Here is a 14,950-nt window from a genome sequence, read left to right as displayed (position 1 = left end):
GCTGACCAGCCCCGGGCGAGACGAGCTGGTTAGCAGTGCTGTCGCCGGCGTGTCCGGACAACACTGTGAGCCAGCCGGTCCGGCCGGTCCACAGTGTCACCCGGCGGCTTGGCGCGGCTGGCGGCTCGTAGCGGCGCGGCTGCGCGCCCAGGTGGGAGGTTCGGTGTGGCTCCGCGCCCAGGTGGGAGGTTCGGTGCGGCTCCGCGCGCGAGTCGGCTCGGTGCGGGTCGGGGGCCGGCTCAAGCGCGGCGCGGCTCGGCGGTCGGGTCAGCCCCCAGGTCAGGGGTCGGGTCAGCGCCCGCTTCGGGGGCCGGTTCGGGGGTCGGGCCGGGAGTCGGAGGCTGCTTCGCCGGGGCGGTGCGGGGCAGGAACGACGCTGCGACCAGGCCTATCACCCCGGCGACGGCGACCGAGCACATCGCCCACAGGTACGCTCGCCCCGGCGCCGCCCCGTCCACCCCCGCGACGAGGATCGTTCCGGTCAGGGCCGCCCCCAGCGACGACCCCAGATTGGACACGCTCCGTGACAAGCCGGAGATCTCTCCCTGGAGCCGCTCCGGGAAGGCGGACTGCACCACGTTCACCGACGGGGTCAGCATCCCGCCCAGGCCGAGGCCGATCACGAAGAGCCCGGGAACCATTCCCCACACGCTGCCCGCCGTGCCACCCGCCGCGAGCAGCAGCGCGATGCCGGCGATCGTGATCAGGAAGCCGCCCATGATGAGGGTTCGCTGGGGGCGGAGCCGGGCCATCCGTTCCGCGCTGAGCGAGGAGATCAGCACGCCGACGGTCGTGGCCGTGAAGACCGCGCCGGTCTCGATCGCGTTGTACCCGCGGACCACCTGGAGGTATGTCGAGATCACGAAGGAGGAGCCCATCACCATGAGCCACTGGGTGTTCTGGGTGACCAGGCCCAGGTTGGAGGTGCGGTTGCGGAACAGCGCGGTGGAGAGCAGCGGTTCCCGGCCGGAGCGTTCCTTGGCCCGTACCGAAAGGAAGAACCAGGTCAGGACGAGCGCCCCGGCAGCCAGCAGAGCGATCATGGCGAGGACGTTGTTGTCGGCCAGCAGGATGCCGTTGACGATCAGGATGAGGCCGAGCGCGGAGAGCACCGCGCCGCCGGTGTCGAAGGGCTTGGACGTGTCGGCCGGCAGTGGATCCGTCACGGCCTTGCGGCTGAGCAGGACGATCAGCAGGCAGATCAGGGCCTGCAGCACGAACGCGGCCCGCCAGTGGATGACCGAGGCGACGAAGCCGCCGATCAGCGGGCCGGTCACCGCGCCAACCCCGCCCATCGCGCTGATCAGGCCGAACGCCCGGGCCCTGGCGGCGACGCCGGTGAACAGCAGCGTGGTGAGGATGTAGACCGGCGGGATCAGCAGCGCGGTGCCCACCCCCTCGAAGATCGAATACCCGATGATCAGCAGGGGGAGGTTCTGGGCGAGCGAGCTGAGCAGCGCGCCGGTGCCGAAGAGCAGCAGTCCGGCGATCAGGCACCACTTGCGGCCCAGCCGGTCGGTCAGCTTGCCGCCGGGGATCATCAGCGCGGCCATCACCAGCAGGAACAGCGTGATGGCCAGCTGCACGCCCTGAACCGTGGTGTTCAGGTCGTCGCCGATGTCGGTGATCATCACGTTCATGTTCGAGCCGGCGAAGCTGCAGATGAACTGGGCCAGCGCGAACGCGGTCAACGCCTGACGCAGTTGTGCCGGGAATCGTGCCATCGAACGACGCTCCTATCGTCTGGTGGTCCAGCGCGGGCCGACCTCGAGCCATTCGCGCTGCCAGGCCCGGGCCCGTTGCCGGTCGAGCAGCACCCGGCCGGCTTTGCCGAGGCCGCCGAGAAGCGCGGCCAGGCCGAGCACCACCGCGCCGGTGACCAGCACGGCGTGCACCATCGGGCTGCGGTCCAGCGGCGGGTCGCGCAGGTTCCCCCGGTCGTCCACCCACACCGGGGTACGGTCGCCGAGCCGGCTCTCCAGTTCGACCGGCAGCAGGCCGGTCCGCGGTGTGCCGTCGGGCGCGGTCCAGCGGGCCTGCGCGGTGCGCGGCACGGGTGTGCCGGTCTGGCTGGTGGGCTCGCTGACCAGTTCGGCCATCACCGCGAAGACATGGGTCTGCTCCCATTTCTCGGCGCGGACGCCGGCGAGGTAGTGGGACCGTCCGGCCCACCAGCCGAGCCCGGGCGCGGCGGCCAGGAACAGCATGACCAGAGTGAAGATCATCAGACTTTCGATGCGGTCGGAACGCCGTCGCAGCGGATTACCCATGGCGAGAAGCATGGTCACGCCGGGTGCCGCCGTCCCCATTCGCAGCGGGTGATTCATCCGTGCCGGACGAGGCCCGCACGCCCGCGACAGGCGAGGCTCAGCGGAGGGTAAACGGAGCGAAAGCAGAGAGAAAACGGGACGAAGGGAGCCGTATGGCCGGGACGAATCCACTTCGGGTCCGCGTCACCCGCGACACCGAGGAGGCGACCGCATCCGGCATCTACGGCCTGATCGTCGGCGCCGCCGTGCTCGTCGCCGCGCACCCGAAGAGCGCCGCCGCCGCCGTCGTCGCCGAGGTGGTCACGCTCACCATCTACTGGGCCGCCGAACGGTACGCCCGGATCGTCGCCGAACGCATCCACGAGGGTCACCGCCCGACCTGGCACACGGTCCGCCGGCAGCTGACCACCGGCTGGGAGATCGTCACCGCGTCCGCGTTGCCGCTGCTGGTCCTGGTGGTCGCCCGCCTGGTCGGCACCCGCCTGATCACCGCGGAGATCCTGTCGCTGGCCTGCACCACCCTGCTGCTCTGCCTGAGCGGCTGGCGGATGGGCGCGGGCGGCCGTCTCACCTCGCTGGAACGGCTGGTCTCCACCCTGGTGGCCGGCATGTTCGGCGTGGCCATGGTGGTGCTGAAAACCCAGCTCCACTAAGAACCGGGACGGGGCACGGTCACCACGCGGCCGGTCGTCCAGCCGTCGTCCACCAGGTACCGCTCCTGCACCACGACCTCACCCTCGTGCACGCTGATCAGGCTCCACGAGCAGCCGATCTCGTGCCGGGTCCGGCGGCTCACCGAGGTGCCCGCCACCACGAAGACCGGCCCGCCCGGCCACGGCACGCGCACGTCCGGCACGTGTGTGTGCCCGGCCAGGACCAGGTCGACCCGGGCCGCGCGGATCGCGTCGAGCAGCCGGGCCCGCCCGATCAGCCGGTCCGGGCCGGTGACCAGCGGCGGGTGGTGCAGCGCCAGCAGCCGCAGGTCGCCCGCGGGCGCGCCGCCGAGCACCCGGGTCACCAGGGCGGCCTGCCGGGCCGAGACCCGCCCGTTCTTCCAGCGCCACCGCGGCATCGACTGCAGACCCAGGGCGACCAGACCCGGGGCCGTGCGGTCCGGGTCCAGGTCCGTGCCCATCCAGGTCCGATAGCGATGGTACGGCCGGAGCACGCGCCGCCAGCTGACCAGCGGGACGTCGTGATTGCCGGTGACCGTCAGCAGCGGACCGGGCAGCCGGTCGAGCAGATGCCGGGCCCGGCGGAACTCCCCGGTGCGGGCCCGCATCGTGCTGTCCCCGGTCACCACGGTCAGCGCCGGCCCGGCCCGTGTCACGTCGTCCGCGATGCTCTCCACGGCCGCCCGATCGTGCGCGCCGAGGTGCAGGTCGGACAGGTGCGCCACGACCACGGGCCGGCCGCTCACCCGGCGTCGCGTTCGAGCGGGCAGGTCATGCACCGTGGTCCGCCCCGGCCGCGGCCGAGCTCGCCACCGGCGACGGTGATCACCTCGATGCCCTGACGCCGCAGGAACGTGTTGGTGGTGACGTTGCGCTCGTACCCGACGATCACGCCGGGCTCGATCGCGAGGAAGTTGTTGCCGTCGTCCCACTGCTCGCGCTGGGCGGCGCGGACGTCCTCGGTGGTCTCCAGGATCTGCAGCTTGCCGACGCCGACGGTCTCGGCGATCGCGGCGAACAGGTCGTCGTTGCGGACCACGCGCAGCCCGTCCGCGTCGTCGCCGGGCAGCACGGTCCAGGACCGCAGCGGGCTCCGCAGGTACGGGTAGAGCACGAACGTGTCCCGATCGACCATGGTGAGCACCGTGTCGAGGTGCATCGTCGCGGGCGAGCGCGGCAGCTCGACGACGATCACCCGGTTGGCGGCACCGGCCGTGAAGAGGCTGCGCGCGAGGTTCTCCGCGCCCATCGCGGTGGACCGCTCCCCCAGGCCGACCATCACCGCGCCGCCGCCGAGCACATGGATGTCGCCGCCCTCCAGCGTGGCCGGATGATGCGGGCGGTCGTCACCCCCGTACCAGATGGTGAAGTCGGACAGGGTGAACATCGGGTGGAAGCGGTAGACGGCGGCGCTGTGCACCGACTCGCGGAGCCGGGCCGGCATCGCCATCGGGTTGATGCTGACGCCGCCGTAGATCCAGGCCGAGTTGTCCCGCTGGAACAGGTGGTTGGGCAGCGGGTCGAGCACGAAGTCGTCGGCGCCGAGCAGCTCCCAGCGCAGGCTGTTCACGGTGAACCCGGCCAGCTCGTGCTTGAGCACCCCGCCGATCAGGTACTCGGCCAGCCGCTCGCTCTCGGCCTGCTCGGCGAGCCGGCGCAGCGGGCCGGCCAGGGTGGGCCCGACGGTGTCCTCGGTGAAGATCCGGTCCAGCACCCAGGCCCGCGCCCGCGGGATGTCCATCACGTCGGCGAGCAGCCGGCCGAAGTAGTGCACCTTGACTCCGCGCTCGCGCAGCACCTCGGCGAAGGCGTCGTGCTCGGCGCGTGCCCGGCGGGCCCACGGGATCCCGTCGAAGAGCAGCCCGCGGACGTTGTCCGGGGTGAGGCGGCTCAACTCGACACCGGGCCGGTGCAGGATCACCTGACGCAGCCGGCCGGTCTCGGAGTCCACGTGAAAGCCCATCAGGGCACGGCCGGCTCGAAGCGGCCGAGTTCGTCGTCGCCCTTCTGGATCACGCCGTAGCTGGACTCGGGCACCGGCTGCCAGGCGCCCTCCAGCTCCCCGAGTGGTTCGGAGACGACCAGCCGGGTCTCGTCGGAGAGCCGGGCCAGCTGCTTGTTCTCCGGGTACAGCTTGTGCAGCGCGGAGGTCGCGGTGCTGTAGAAGAGCGACCGGCTGTGCCCCTCGGTGGAGTACCTGACGCACCAGACCCGGTCGCCGTCGGTGGTGGCGACGGTCATCTGCAGCGGATCCGGCACCCCGTAGGCGCGGCCGACCGACTCGACCAGGCCCGCCATCCGCTCGATCGCGGCGATCGGCCGGTCCCGCAGGCCGAACGTGAGCGCCAGGTAGAACATCACCTCGGAGTCGGTGGAGCCGGTCATCGCCGGGTAGAGGTCCGGGTCGACCGCGAGGACCAGGTCCCGCTTGAGCCGGGCGAAGTCGCGGATCGCGCCGTTGTGCTGCCAGAGCCAATTCTGGTACCGGAACGGATGGCAGTTGGTCTGCTGCACCGCGGTGCCGGTGCTGGCCCGGATGTGCGCCAGGAAGAGCGGCGAGACCGTGGACCGGGCGACCTCCCGCAGGTTGGCGTCGCTCCACGCCGGGCCGACGCCGCGCATCAGGGCGGGCTCGGCCGGGCCGTCGACCGGGTACCAGCCGACCCCGAAGCCGTCACCGTTCGTCGTCTCCACGCCGAGCCGGGAGTGCATGCTCTGGTCGATCAGGGAGAAGCGTGGTTTGTAGAGCAGCTCCTCGAGCCGGATGGGAGTACCGGAATAGGCGAGCCAGCGGCACATCGGTCTTCCTCTCGCTACGGGGAATTCAGCGTCTCGCTCCGGCCGCCTCGCCGGGCTCACCCCGCACGGATGAGGGCGGGCGGCAGCCGGTCTCGGAGAGGGCGCGGCAGAGCAGCCGGTGCACCGCGTCCGCGCCGACCAGCTCCACCGGCACCCGCCAGGACCGGGGGTGGATCAGCACCGGCCGGTTCTGATCGCCGCCCAGCCCGCCGTGGCAGCCGATCAGGTCCTCGAACGCGGCGACCTCCTGCGACTCCGGATCCCAGCAGCTGTTGATCACCAGGTCGCCGGTGTTGGCCAGGCCGTCGTGGCGGATCAGGTCCTCGGCTGCGCGCGGGCCGAACCCGAGCAGCGGATCGAGTCCGTCGACGTGACCGTCGCGCAGCCGGCGGCGGCCGTTGCGGCCGAGCACCACGGCGCCGTGCTCGGCGGAGCGGACCATCACCCAGCCGACGCCCGGATGCTCGATCAGGCCGTCGAGCAGCTTCGGGTGCCGGTCGTCGATCTGCTCCAGCGTCACCCGGCCGGGCAGCCGGGCGAGGTAGACCAGGGACAGGTTGCCGGAGGACGCGACCACGATCTCCGGGGTATCCGGGACGGTCGCGGGCTGCGGGGGCGGTGCTTTGTCCGTACCGGAAAGGCCGGCGCGCAGAGCGTGCGCCCGTCCCTCCTGCTCGTCCTCCCGGGTCGCCACCACCTCGGCGTCGGTGGTGAGCTGCCCGATCACCTGCTCCAGGCGCAGGCCGAACCGCTGCTCGAAGGTGGCGCCCTGACTCTGCCCGTGGTCGGAGAGAACCACGAAGACGTACGGCCGGGGAGCGGCCGCCGCGACCTCCTCCAGCGTGGCGAGTACGCCGTCGATGCCCTCCAGCGAGGCGAGCGACTCCGGGCGGGCCGGTCCGGCGTGGTGCGCGATCTCGTCGTAGTCCACGAAGTCGCAGTAGATCGACGGCGCGCCGCGCATCATCTGCTCGGTGATGATCGCCAGGTTGAGGTGGCGCAGCAGCACGTTGGTGGCGCCGCGCAGGAACACGTAGGAGCCGCGCCGGCGCATCCGGGGACGCACGTCGCGCAGCCGCTGCCGGCGGGCCTGGTAGAGCTCCTTGACGATCTCGCCGACGGTGAGGATCAGGGAGCGGGTCAGGCCGTACGGGTCGATCAGGTACGCGGTGAGGTAGCGGGACGGTCCCGCCGAGCCGGCCGTGCTCATGGTCAGCAGCGACGTGGCGGCGTCACCGGAGAACACGTTGCTCACGCTCACCCCGCCGTCGGCCAGCAGGCCCCGGCCGTCGGAGCAGCGGGACTCGACGAGCGCGCTGTCCTTCGGGCGGTTCGTCACGACGAGACGGGCGGACGATTTCTCGTACCATCGGAAGGCCGGGATCTGGTCGCTCGCGCCGTGCAGAAGTCCCGCCTGGCTGGCCGGCGTCGTGGCCGGCAACTGGGCGTGCCACTCGGTGAGGGCGTGGCTGCCGGAGCGCAGCCACCGGCCGAGCGTCGGCAGGTTGCCCGCCTCGATCGCCCACCGGGCCAGTGGCGCCGACAACCCGTCGATCTGGATCATGACGACGCCGGGCGTCTCGGTGCGCGGGACCTTCTTCCGGAACCGCCGGTTGACCCGCAGCAGATGCTGGGTGGCCGGGCCGCTCTGTCCCGCGGTGACCGCCCAGAGTCCGATGCTCATCAGGACGGCGCCCAGCCAGGACGCCGCGAAGGCTCCCCAGAAACCGTCCACGTGCACGCCCGGCGCGAGCCAGAGCGCGGCCCAGACCAGCAGGGCCTGTGCCACCAGCCAGCCCGCCACCACGCCGGCCCAGCCGACGCGGGAGAGCAGACGGACCAGCAGCGGCCGCAGCAGTGCGCCGAGCAGTCCGAGGATGATCGCCGCGCCGAGAACCGCCCAGCCGTTCTCCGCGCTGATGCCGGGCATCAGAGCGACGGTGGCGCCCAGTGCCAGCGCGCTGAGGATGACGGTGACCACGATGGAGGGCATGCGCCTCAGTGTCGGCACGGTCCGCGGCCCTCACCCCATCCGTGCCGGATGATGCTTCGCCCCGGCCCGGTCGCCGACCATGGCGGGGTGACCGACCCCGATCGCCTCTTCACCCCCGGGAGCATCCTCGCCGCGGTGCCTCGCAGGCTGCGCCCGGGAGCGGAGCTGATCCTCGGCAACCGGGCCGGCGCCCTGCTGCTGCGCATCGCGAGCGAGTTGTTCCGGGTGCAGATCTTCGACCGGTCGATGACGCTCGCCGCGCAGGCGTTCACCTCGATCTTCCCGATCCTGATCATGTTCGGCGCGCTCTTCGGCCACCGGGCACGCGGCGAGCTGGACCGGGTGCTGCAGGTCCCGGACAGCAGCGCGAGGCTGATCGACGAGGCGCTCAGCGGCAGCCGCAGCGGGGCGTTCGGGGTGGTCGGCAGCCTCATCGTGATCGTCTCGGCGACCGGGCTGGCGCGCGCGCTGGCCCGCTCGTACCGGGCGATCTGGTCGGCGCCGGGCCGCCGGGGCGGCCCGGCCGCGACCGCCTGGCAGATCGGCGCCGTGCTGATGCTGGTGTTCTTCCTGGTCGCCATCCGGGTGCTCGGCTGGCTCACCGGCATGCTTCCGGCACCGCACGTCATCGGCGTCCTGGTCACGCTGCTGAGCGATTTCGTGCTGGCCGTGATGCTGCCCCGGATCCTGCTCGGCCCCGGGCTGCCGCGGAACCGGCTGCTGGTCTCCGCAGCGGTCTTCGGCGCCGCGATGGTCGGGGTCCGGGCGGTCGGCTCGGTCTACCTGCCCCGGGCGTTGCAGGCCAGCGCCGATCGGTACGGCACGATCGGGCTGGCCTTCACCTACATCGGCTGGCTCTACGTCATCTCGTTCTGCCTGCTGCTCTGCGCGGTGGCGGGAGCCGTCCTGACGTCGTCAGAGAAGTCCTGACTGACGGGCCAGCACCACCGCCTCGCGGCGCCGCCCGGCACCCAGCTTCCGGTAGATCGCCCGCATGTGCGCCTTGACCGTGTTCACCGAGATGCCCAGGTTCTCGGCGATCTCACCGGCGGTCAGCACGGTCGGCAGATACTGCAGGACCTCCAGCTCCCGCTCGCTCAGCGGCCCGGCTGCCGGGGTCGCGCCGGTCACCGGCAGCTCCCCGGTGATCTCCCCGAGCACGGAGTCCCGGGTCGAGCCGCGGGCCTCGCTGAGCCACTGCTGCCGTTCCGCGAGGACCAGCATGCGCGGGGAGCCGATCCGGCGGAACGGCTGGCGCAGCAGCTCCGGCTCGGCGTCGGCCAGGGCATGTGACAGCGCCTCACCGGCCCGGCCGCCGTGCCCCTGCGCGTCGGCGGCGAGCGCCGTGAGGATCCAGGCGGAGACGGCGGCAACCCGGTCCGAGCCGGCCCGGACCCGGGACAGCAGGGGCTCGGCCGCGGCCTCGTCGCCGGTGTCGTGGTGGGCGCGGGCCAGGCAGACCTGCTCGGCGGGGAGCAGCGCGGGCACGGGCGGGCGGTGCGCGTACCGGTTGATCACCTCGGCGGGCCGGCCGAGGGCCAGGTCGGCCTCGGACTCGCTGAGCGCGAGCAGCCGGTCCAGCAGCGGGGCGTCGAAGTGCGGCCCGGCGTCGACCCGCGCCCGGTGCAGCACGGCGCACGCCGGGAGCGGCTCCCTGCGGTCCAGCAGCAGCCGGGCCCGGACCACGGCGATCATCACGGCGGACGCCGCCTCCGGGCTGTCGCCGACCGCGTGCAGCCCGCGGCGCAGCGACTCCTCCGCGGCGGTCTCCCGGCCCCGGTCCGCCTCGATCAGGGCACGGGTCAGGTGCGCGAGCGCGACCGCCGGCCGGGTCCGCGCGTCGATCCGGCGGGCCAGGTCGATCGCGGCCGTCGCGTGCTCGTCAGCGGTGTTCAGCGCGCCCTGCAGGTGGACCAGCAGCGACAGGTGGGCCAGCGCGTCGATCTCCACGAGCGGGCTGCCGGCGGCACGGGCGGCGGAGGCGGCGGCCCAGAGGAACCGCTCGGCGTGGTCGAGACGGCCGGTCCAGAGCAGGCCGGCGCCCTTGTGACCGAGCATCATGGCCCGGTACTGCAGCCGCGCCGGCACCTCGTCCCAGCGCAGCGCGGTCAGGTCGTCGAGTGCCTGGGCGGAGAGCGCCACGAGTCCCGGCATGTCCCCCTGCCGGCGAGTCACCACGCCGCTCTCCAGGACGATCAGGGCCAGGTCGATCACGGCGCGGTACCGGGCGCCACGACCGGCCAGCAGCATCCGGGCCCGGGCGATACGCTGCGGCACCGCGGCGACGTCACCCTCCGCGAACGCGCGTAGCGCCGCGCAGAACACCAGTTCGGCGCTCTCGACGAGCCGCTGCACCGGGATCCGCCCGAGCACCGCCAGGAACTCCTCCCCGTCGGCCGAGGCGTAGAGCTGCAGCCCGCGGTCGACCACGAGCCGGGCCACGAAGGCCCAGTCGCCGCCGGCGGCCGCGTGATTGATCGCGGTCAGGCCGTTGCCGGTGGCGGCGTGCCACTGTGCGGCCAGCAGGTGCAGCTCGTGCACCCGTTCCGGCTCGACCGTGGCGAGCTGATGGCGCAGCGCGGACCGGAACATCCGGTGGTAGCGGAACCACCGGCCCATCCCGATCCGCTCCACGAACAGGTTCGCCTGGGCCAGCCGTTCCAAGGTGCGGTGGCCGTACCGCTGCCCGGTGAGCGCCTCGGCCAGCTCGCCGCAGATCCGGTCCGGCACGCTGGTGCGCAGCAGGAACTCGCGGAACTGCGGTGGCTGGGCGGCCAGCACCTCACGGACCAGGTAATCCTCGATAGCGGCGCCGGACGAGCCGGCCGGGTCCTCCAGGCCGAGCCCCAGCCCGGCACCCCATCCCTCGGCGTGCCGGACCCGGTCGGCCGCCTCCGCCGGGGACGGTCTGCGGCCCCGCAGCGCCATCAGCTGCTCCGCCTCCTCCACCCGGAAGGCGAGCGCCTCGGCGCCGATCTCGGTCAGGTCGCCGGAGGCCCGCAGCCGGTGCAGCGGCACGCCCGGCTCGGCCCGGCTGAGCAGCACGATCCGCAGCCGCTCGGGGAGTCGCTGCAGCATCCCGGCGAGGCCGTTCAGCACCCGCGGATCGGTCACCTCGTGCAGGCCGTCCAGGATCAGGACGGTCACCGCGGGAAGACCGGCCAGGCCGGTGAGCAGCCGGTTCGGGTAACCGGGGTCGTCGCCGGCGAGCGGACCCGCCTCGGGCAGTCCGCTCGCCCCGGCGGTGGTCAGCGCCAGGACCAGGTCGGACCAGAACGCCGACGGCTCGTTGTGCCGGCTCTCCAGCGTGAGCCAGGCGACCGGTCCGGAGATCGATCGGGTGTTCGCCCACGAGGCGGCCAGGGCGGTCTTGCCCCAGCCCGGCCCGGCGCAGATCACCGTGACCGGCCGGCGGACCCCCGCGTCCAGCACCTCGGTGAGACGCGGCCGCCACAGCACGCCCTGCGGGGCTCTCGGGCGGACGGGCCGCGCCTTATTGATCTTGATAGAAGGGGCATCCGTATGGTTGTCGGGCATATCTTCACCACCCCCGATCAGCACGGTGCGACCTCCGGCACCCCCTTCGCGGAGGAGACGCCCGCATTCCGTGCCTCGTTCGCCACGCTGTTCCGGTCCGCACACTGCCGGTCGGCCACCGGCACGCAGAAAACACGAAGCGTCACCTTCGCGGAGGTTCTATTGGGATGTAGAACCTGGAATGTGACCAAGGACTTCACGGAGAGTGATCAACCTGCGTTCCGCTCACCGCAACCGAAGCACAGAGCGCACGCACGCAGCAACCCTTAGTGTCAGTCCATTTCCTCAATCTGCAAGTTGCATGTTCAGCGACTGTGCCAGAAAATCCGCGCCCCGCTCTCGTCCGCTGCGAATGATGTGCGGCCCCGTCCCACCGGCTCTCCTGGTGGGACCACCCGGCTTCTGAGTAAAGGGGATCGCACGATGTCGAGCAGTTACGCGACCGAACGCCCGGCCGGCGCCGGAGCGGCGCCGGACACCACCGGCTGGATCGGCCTGGTGGTGTTCGCCGGGATCATGATGCTCATCCTGGGCGGCTTCCAGATGGCCGAGGGCTTCACCGCCCTGTACCGCGAAGAGGTGTACCTGGTCTCCGCGGACGGCCTCCTCTTCCAGCCGGACTACACCACCTGGGGCTGGGGTCATCTGATCTTCGGTCTGATCACGACGGCGACCGGCGCGGGTGTCCTGGCCGGACAGACCTGGGCCCGGGTCACCGGCATCGTCATCGCCGGCATCGGCGCCCTGATCCACTTCTCCTTCCTGGCCGCCGCGCCGGTCTGGTGCTCCATCCTGATCTGCATGGACGTCCTGGTCATCTACGCCCTCGCCGCGCACGGGCGGGACGTGCGGAGCAAGCCCTGAGTGATCGGCTCAGGGCTTGCCCGGATCAGGGCCGGCTCAGATCAGGTTCATCGCCCGGGCCCGGCGCACCGCCTCGTTGCGCCGGGACGCGGAGAGCTTGCGCAGGATGCTGCGCACGTGCGTCTTCACGGTGTTGACCGAGACGTAGAGCGACGCCGCGATCTCCTCGGTCGGCAGCATGGCGGCCATCCCCCGCAGCACGTCCAGCTCCCGCTTGCTCAGCGCCTCCACCACCACCGGCTCGGCGGCCGCGGCCGGGGCCGTGCCGGCGGGCATCGCACCCGGCGCCGCGCCCAGCGCCGCGAGCTGCACAGCCAGCCGCTCGTCGTCGCGCAGCAGCCGGCGCAACTGGCCCCAGGCCTGGTGCACCGGACGCCGGTGGCTCTCCGTACCGGCCACCCGCAGCGCCCGCCGCAGCGCCTCCCGGGCGCCGGTGGCATCCTCCGCCTGCGCCGCGAGCACGGCCAGCAGCAGCCAGGCGTCGAGGGCCACCGGGAGCGGGGCGCCCGCGGCGTCGGCGACGGTCCGGGCCACGTCGTGCGCGGCCCGGGTGTCACCCCGGTTCACCGCGAGGGTGGCCCGCACCACCGCCACGTCCGGGAGAGACCCGTCCGGGCAGCGCTCCAGCAGATCCGTCGCGTGGTCCGGGTGGCCCCCGGCGATCAGCAGCCGGACCTGGCCGAGCAGCGTCTCCCGGGTCAGCCACCGGGGCGCGATCCGGCCGTCGACGGCCTGTTCGGCGGCGCGCAGCGTGTTCACCGCGCTCCGGAGTTCGCCCCGGGTGTGCAGCCGGCGGGCCCGGACGATCGCGTAACCGAGCATCGCGGGCGCGGCCGAGGCCGGACCGCAGAGCGGCTGGGCCAGCCGCAGATGCCGGTCGGTGGCCTCGATGTCGTAGCGCTCCAGGGCCACCCAGGCGAGCGCCACCTCGGCGACGCCCGGCCGGTGCGCGCGGTCCAGCCCGGCCTCCGAGGCCAGCTCCAGGGCCTGCCGTGCGGCGGTCTCGGCCCGGCCCAGCCGCCCCCGGTACGCCTCGGCGAGCGCCAGCTGCCCGAGACAGTCGATCCGGATCGTCTCACAGCCGGGCAGGATGCTCGCGGCCACGTCGGAGAGCGCCTCCACGGCCGGCCCGACCGACCCCAGGTTGTTCAGCGCGGTGCCCTCCGCCGCCTTCAGCAGCACCCGCAGCTCCGGGTGACGGGCCAGGCGCTCGGGCGGCGCCACCGCTAGGAACGTCTCGGCGACCGCGACCAGCTCGCCGACCCGTTCCGGCTCCGGGCCGCCGGTCAGGATCAGGACCTGCACCAGGAAACCGGTCAGGGTGAGCCCGTCGCCGCAGGTGCTGCCGTTGACGGCGAGCAGTTTCCCGGCGTACGCCAGAAGCTCCGCCGCCCGGTCCGGCCGCCGGTCGCCGTAGGCGATCGCGGCCCGGACCATCACCGCCTCCGGCAGTTCCACGTGCTCCGGCATGGTGGCGAAGATCCCGCCGAGCCGTCCGGCGCTGCCCTCGATCACCAGCCGTCCCACCGCGTAGTCCTCGACCACCATGGCCGCCGCCGACGCCCAGTCGCCGGCCTGCGCCGCGTGCCCGACCGCTTCCACCAGGCGGCCCTGCTCGGCGAGCCAGGCCGCCGCCCGGATGTGCAGGGCCGGCACCTCGTCCGGCTCGGACCACTCCAGCTGCGCGCGCAGCAGCTCGGCGAAGAGCCGGTGGTACCGGTACAGCCCCGACCCCTCGGCGACCGGCTGGATGAACGCGTTCTCCTTGGTGAGCGTGGAGAGCAACCGGCTCGCGTCGGTGCGGTCGGTGACCGCGGCCGCGAGTTCCGGGGTGAACGTGTCCAGCACGCTCGTCTCCAGCAGGAAGCGCCGCACCTCCGGTGTCTGCGACCGCAGCACCTCGCCGACGAAGTACTCCGCGATGGTCGACTCGTCCCCCGAGATCGTGTCGACCATCCGCTTGGCGTCCGGGCTGCGCTGCAGCGCGCAGGCGCAGAGCCGGATCCCCGCGGTCCAGCCCTCGGTGTGCTCCAGCAGCCGGCTGATCTCCGCCGGGCCGAGCTCGACCCCGTGCGACGCCATCAGCTCGGCGGTCTCGGCGGCGCTGAACGCCAGGTCCGCCGTGCGCAGCTCGCGGAGCTGCCCGGCGAGCCGGTACCGGTAGAGCGGCAGCGGCGGGTCCCACCGGCCGGCCAGCACCACCCGCAGCTGCCGCGCGTGGCCGAGCAGGAAGTCCAGACCGGTGGCCCAGTCCCGGCCGGGCAGCTGGGAGACGCCGTCGAGGATCAGCACCACCGGGGTGGGCTGCTCGTCGATCGCCGCGGCGAGGCGGCCCAGGGCGGCCCGGCCCGCCGTGCCCCCCGGCACGGCGGGAACGGCCACCCCGGCCCGGCGCAACCCCTCCATCACGCAGGTCCAGAACGCCGGAAGGTCCTCGTCACCGGCCTCCACGCTGATCCAGGCGATCGGCCAGTCCACCGGATCGCTGTCCACCCAGGAGGCCAGCAGCTGCGTCTTGCCGCTGCCGGCCAGCCCGGTGACGAGCGTGACCGGGCCCTGCACCCCCTCGGTGACCCGGGCCAGCAGAGCGGGACGCGCGACCATGAAAGGCGGTGCCGCCGGCACCGCGAACGTGGAGTCCAGCAAGGAATTGTCCGCGTCGAGACCCGGCACCCCGTGCAGGTTTTCGATCAGTTCAGTGGACACGTCTTGTACCTCCGAGAGCCGACCCCATTCGATCTCCGGATACAGACTCGTCCGGGTGAACTCACCCGCGCATCGTCCGGATCGGATAATCGTGACCCTCGGTGCCC

At 72.6% G+C, this 14,950-nt stretch carries 11 protein-coding genes; 3 read left to right on the top strand and 8 right to left on the bottom strand.

All coding sequences use genetic code 11. The features are described from left to right. Positions 1-239: 239 nt before the first annotated feature. Complete coding sequence (locus AMIS_RS09045) at positions 240-1,724, bottom strand: MFS transporter (RefSeq protein ID WP_014441915.1); 1,485 nt, start codon at positions 1,722-1,724, stop codon at positions 240-242. Positions 1,725-1,736: 12 nt separating this feature from the next. Next, a complete protein-coding gene (locus AMIS_RS09040; protein WP_456236343.1) occupies positions 1,737-2,270 on the bottom strand; it encodes an Rv1733c family protein in 534 nt (177 codons plus the stop codon). Positions 2,271-2,422: 152 nt separating this feature from the next. On the opposite strand from AMIS_RS09040, the gene AMIS_RS09035 reads away from it, so the two are divergent. Continuing rightward, positions 2,423-2,923 carry a hypothetical protein gene (locus tag AMIS_RS09035; RefSeq protein ID WP_014441913.1) on the top strand — a complete coding sequence of 167 codons (501 nt, stop codon included), beginning with the start codon at positions 2,423-2,425 and terminating at the stop codon, positions 2,921-2,923. Here AMIS_RS09035 and AMIS_RS09030 read toward each other — a convergent pair. Genes AMIS_RS09030 through AMIS_RS09015 form a run of 4 tightly spaced genes read right to left on the bottom strand, consistent with a single transcriptional unit; the run spans position 2,920 to position 7,736 of the window. Beyond that, positions 2,920-3,690 carry a metallophosphoesterase family protein gene (locus tag AMIS_RS09030; RefSeq protein WP_014441912.1) on the bottom strand — a complete coding sequence of 257 codons (771 nt, stop codon included), beginning with the start codon at positions 3,688-3,690 and terminating at the stop codon, positions 2,920-2,922. The genes AMIS_RS09035 and AMIS_RS09030 overlap by 4 nt on opposite strands. Continuing rightward, on the bottom strand, positions 3,687-4,895 hold the full coding sequence (locus tag AMIS_RS09025; protein WP_231859263.1) for an arginine deiminase: 1,209 nt from the start codon (positions 4,893-4,895) through the stop codon (positions 3,687-3,689). The genes AMIS_RS09030 and AMIS_RS09025 overlap by 4 nt, the downstream gene beginning before the upstream one ends. Positions 4,896-4,906: 11 nt before the next feature. Beyond that, positions 4,907-5,743: a class II glutamine amidotransferase gene (locus tag AMIS_RS09020; protein ID WP_014441910.1), complete on the bottom strand. Its 837-nt coding sequence runs from the start codon at positions 5,741-5,743 to the stop codon at positions 4,907-4,909. A 25-nt stretch (positions 5,744-5,768) separates the two neighbouring features. Next, a complete protein-coding gene (locus tag AMIS_RS09015; RefSeq protein ID WP_014441909.1) occupies positions 5,769-7,736 on the bottom strand; it encodes a phage holin family protein in 1,968 nt (655 codons plus the stop codon). Positions 7,737-7,823: 87 nt separating this feature from the next. Here AMIS_RS09015 and AMIS_RS09010 point away from each other — a divergent pair, with 87 nt between their 5' ends. After that, entirely contained in the window at positions 7,824-8,666 is an 843-nt protein-coding gene (locus tag AMIS_RS09010) for a YhjD/YihY/BrkB family envelope integrity protein (RefSeq protein ID WP_231859262.1), read from the top strand. Here AMIS_RS09010 and AMIS_RS09005 read toward each other — a convergent pair. Beyond that, positions 8,652-11,273, bottom strand: a complete 2,622-nt coding sequence (locus AMIS_RS09005; protein WP_063711134.1) for a LuxR C-terminal-related transcriptional regulator — start codon at positions 11,271-11,273, stop codon at positions 8,652-8,654. The two genes, AMIS_RS09010 and AMIS_RS09005, sit on opposite strands and share 15 nt — an antisense overlap. A 423-nt stretch (positions 11,274-11,696) precedes the next feature. Between AMIS_RS09005 and AMIS_RS09000 the strand changes: the two genes are divergently transcribed. After that, positions 11,697-12,137 (top strand): DUF7144 family membrane protein, encoded by a 441-nt coding sequence (locus AMIS_RS09000; protein WP_014441906.1) that lies wholly within the window; start codon positions 11,697-11,699, stop codon positions 12,135-12,137. Between the two features lie 36 nt (positions 12,138-12,173). On the opposite strand, the gene AMIS_RS08995 is transcribed toward AMIS_RS09000, so the two are convergent. Next, positions 12,174-14,843, bottom strand: coding sequence for a LuxR C-terminal-related transcriptional regulator (locus AMIS_RS08995; protein ID WP_014441905.1), 2,670 nt, complete (start codon positions 14,841-14,843; stop codon positions 12,174-12,176). Between the last annotated feature and the right edge of the window lie 107 nt (positions 14,844-14,950).

This window comes from Actinoplanes missouriensis 431, from assembly GCF_000284295.1.
Lineage (GTDB): Bacteria > Actinomycetota > Actinomycetes > Mycobacteriales > Micromonosporaceae > Actinoplanes > Actinoplanes missouriensis.
This window is presented reverse-complemented; position numbering and strand designations above follow the sequence as displayed.

Bases quoted from the DNA above. Each gene is read 5' to 3' on its own strand.
- AMIS_RS09045 (WP_014441915.1), bottom strand. From the start codon at position 1,724: ATGGCACGATTCCCGGCACAACTGCGTCAGGCGTTGACCGCGTTCGCG.
- AMIS_RS09040 (WP_456236343.1), bottom strand. From the start codon at position 2,270: ATGGGTAATCCGCTGCGACGGCGTTCCGACCGCATCGAAAGTCTGATG.
- AMIS_RS09035 (WP_014441913.1), top strand. From the start codon at position 2,423: ATGGCCGGGACGAATCCACTTCGGGTCCGCGTCACCCGCGACACCGAG.
- AMIS_RS09020 (WP_014441910.1), bottom strand. From the start codon at position 5,743: ATGTGCCGCTGGCTCGCCTATTCCGGTACTCCCATCCGGCTCGAGGAG.
- AMIS_RS09015 (WP_014441909.1), bottom strand. From the start codon at position 7,736: ATGCCCTCCATCGTGGTCACCGTCATCCTCAGCGCGCTGGCACTGGGC.
- AMIS_RS09005 (WP_063711134.1), bottom strand. From the start codon at position 11,273: ATGCCCGACAACCATACGGATGCCCCTTCTATCAAGATCAATAAGGCG.
- AMIS_RS09000 (WP_014441906.1), top strand. From the start codon at position 11,697: ATGTCGAGCAGTTACGCGACCGAACGCCCGGCCGGCGCCGGAGCGGCG.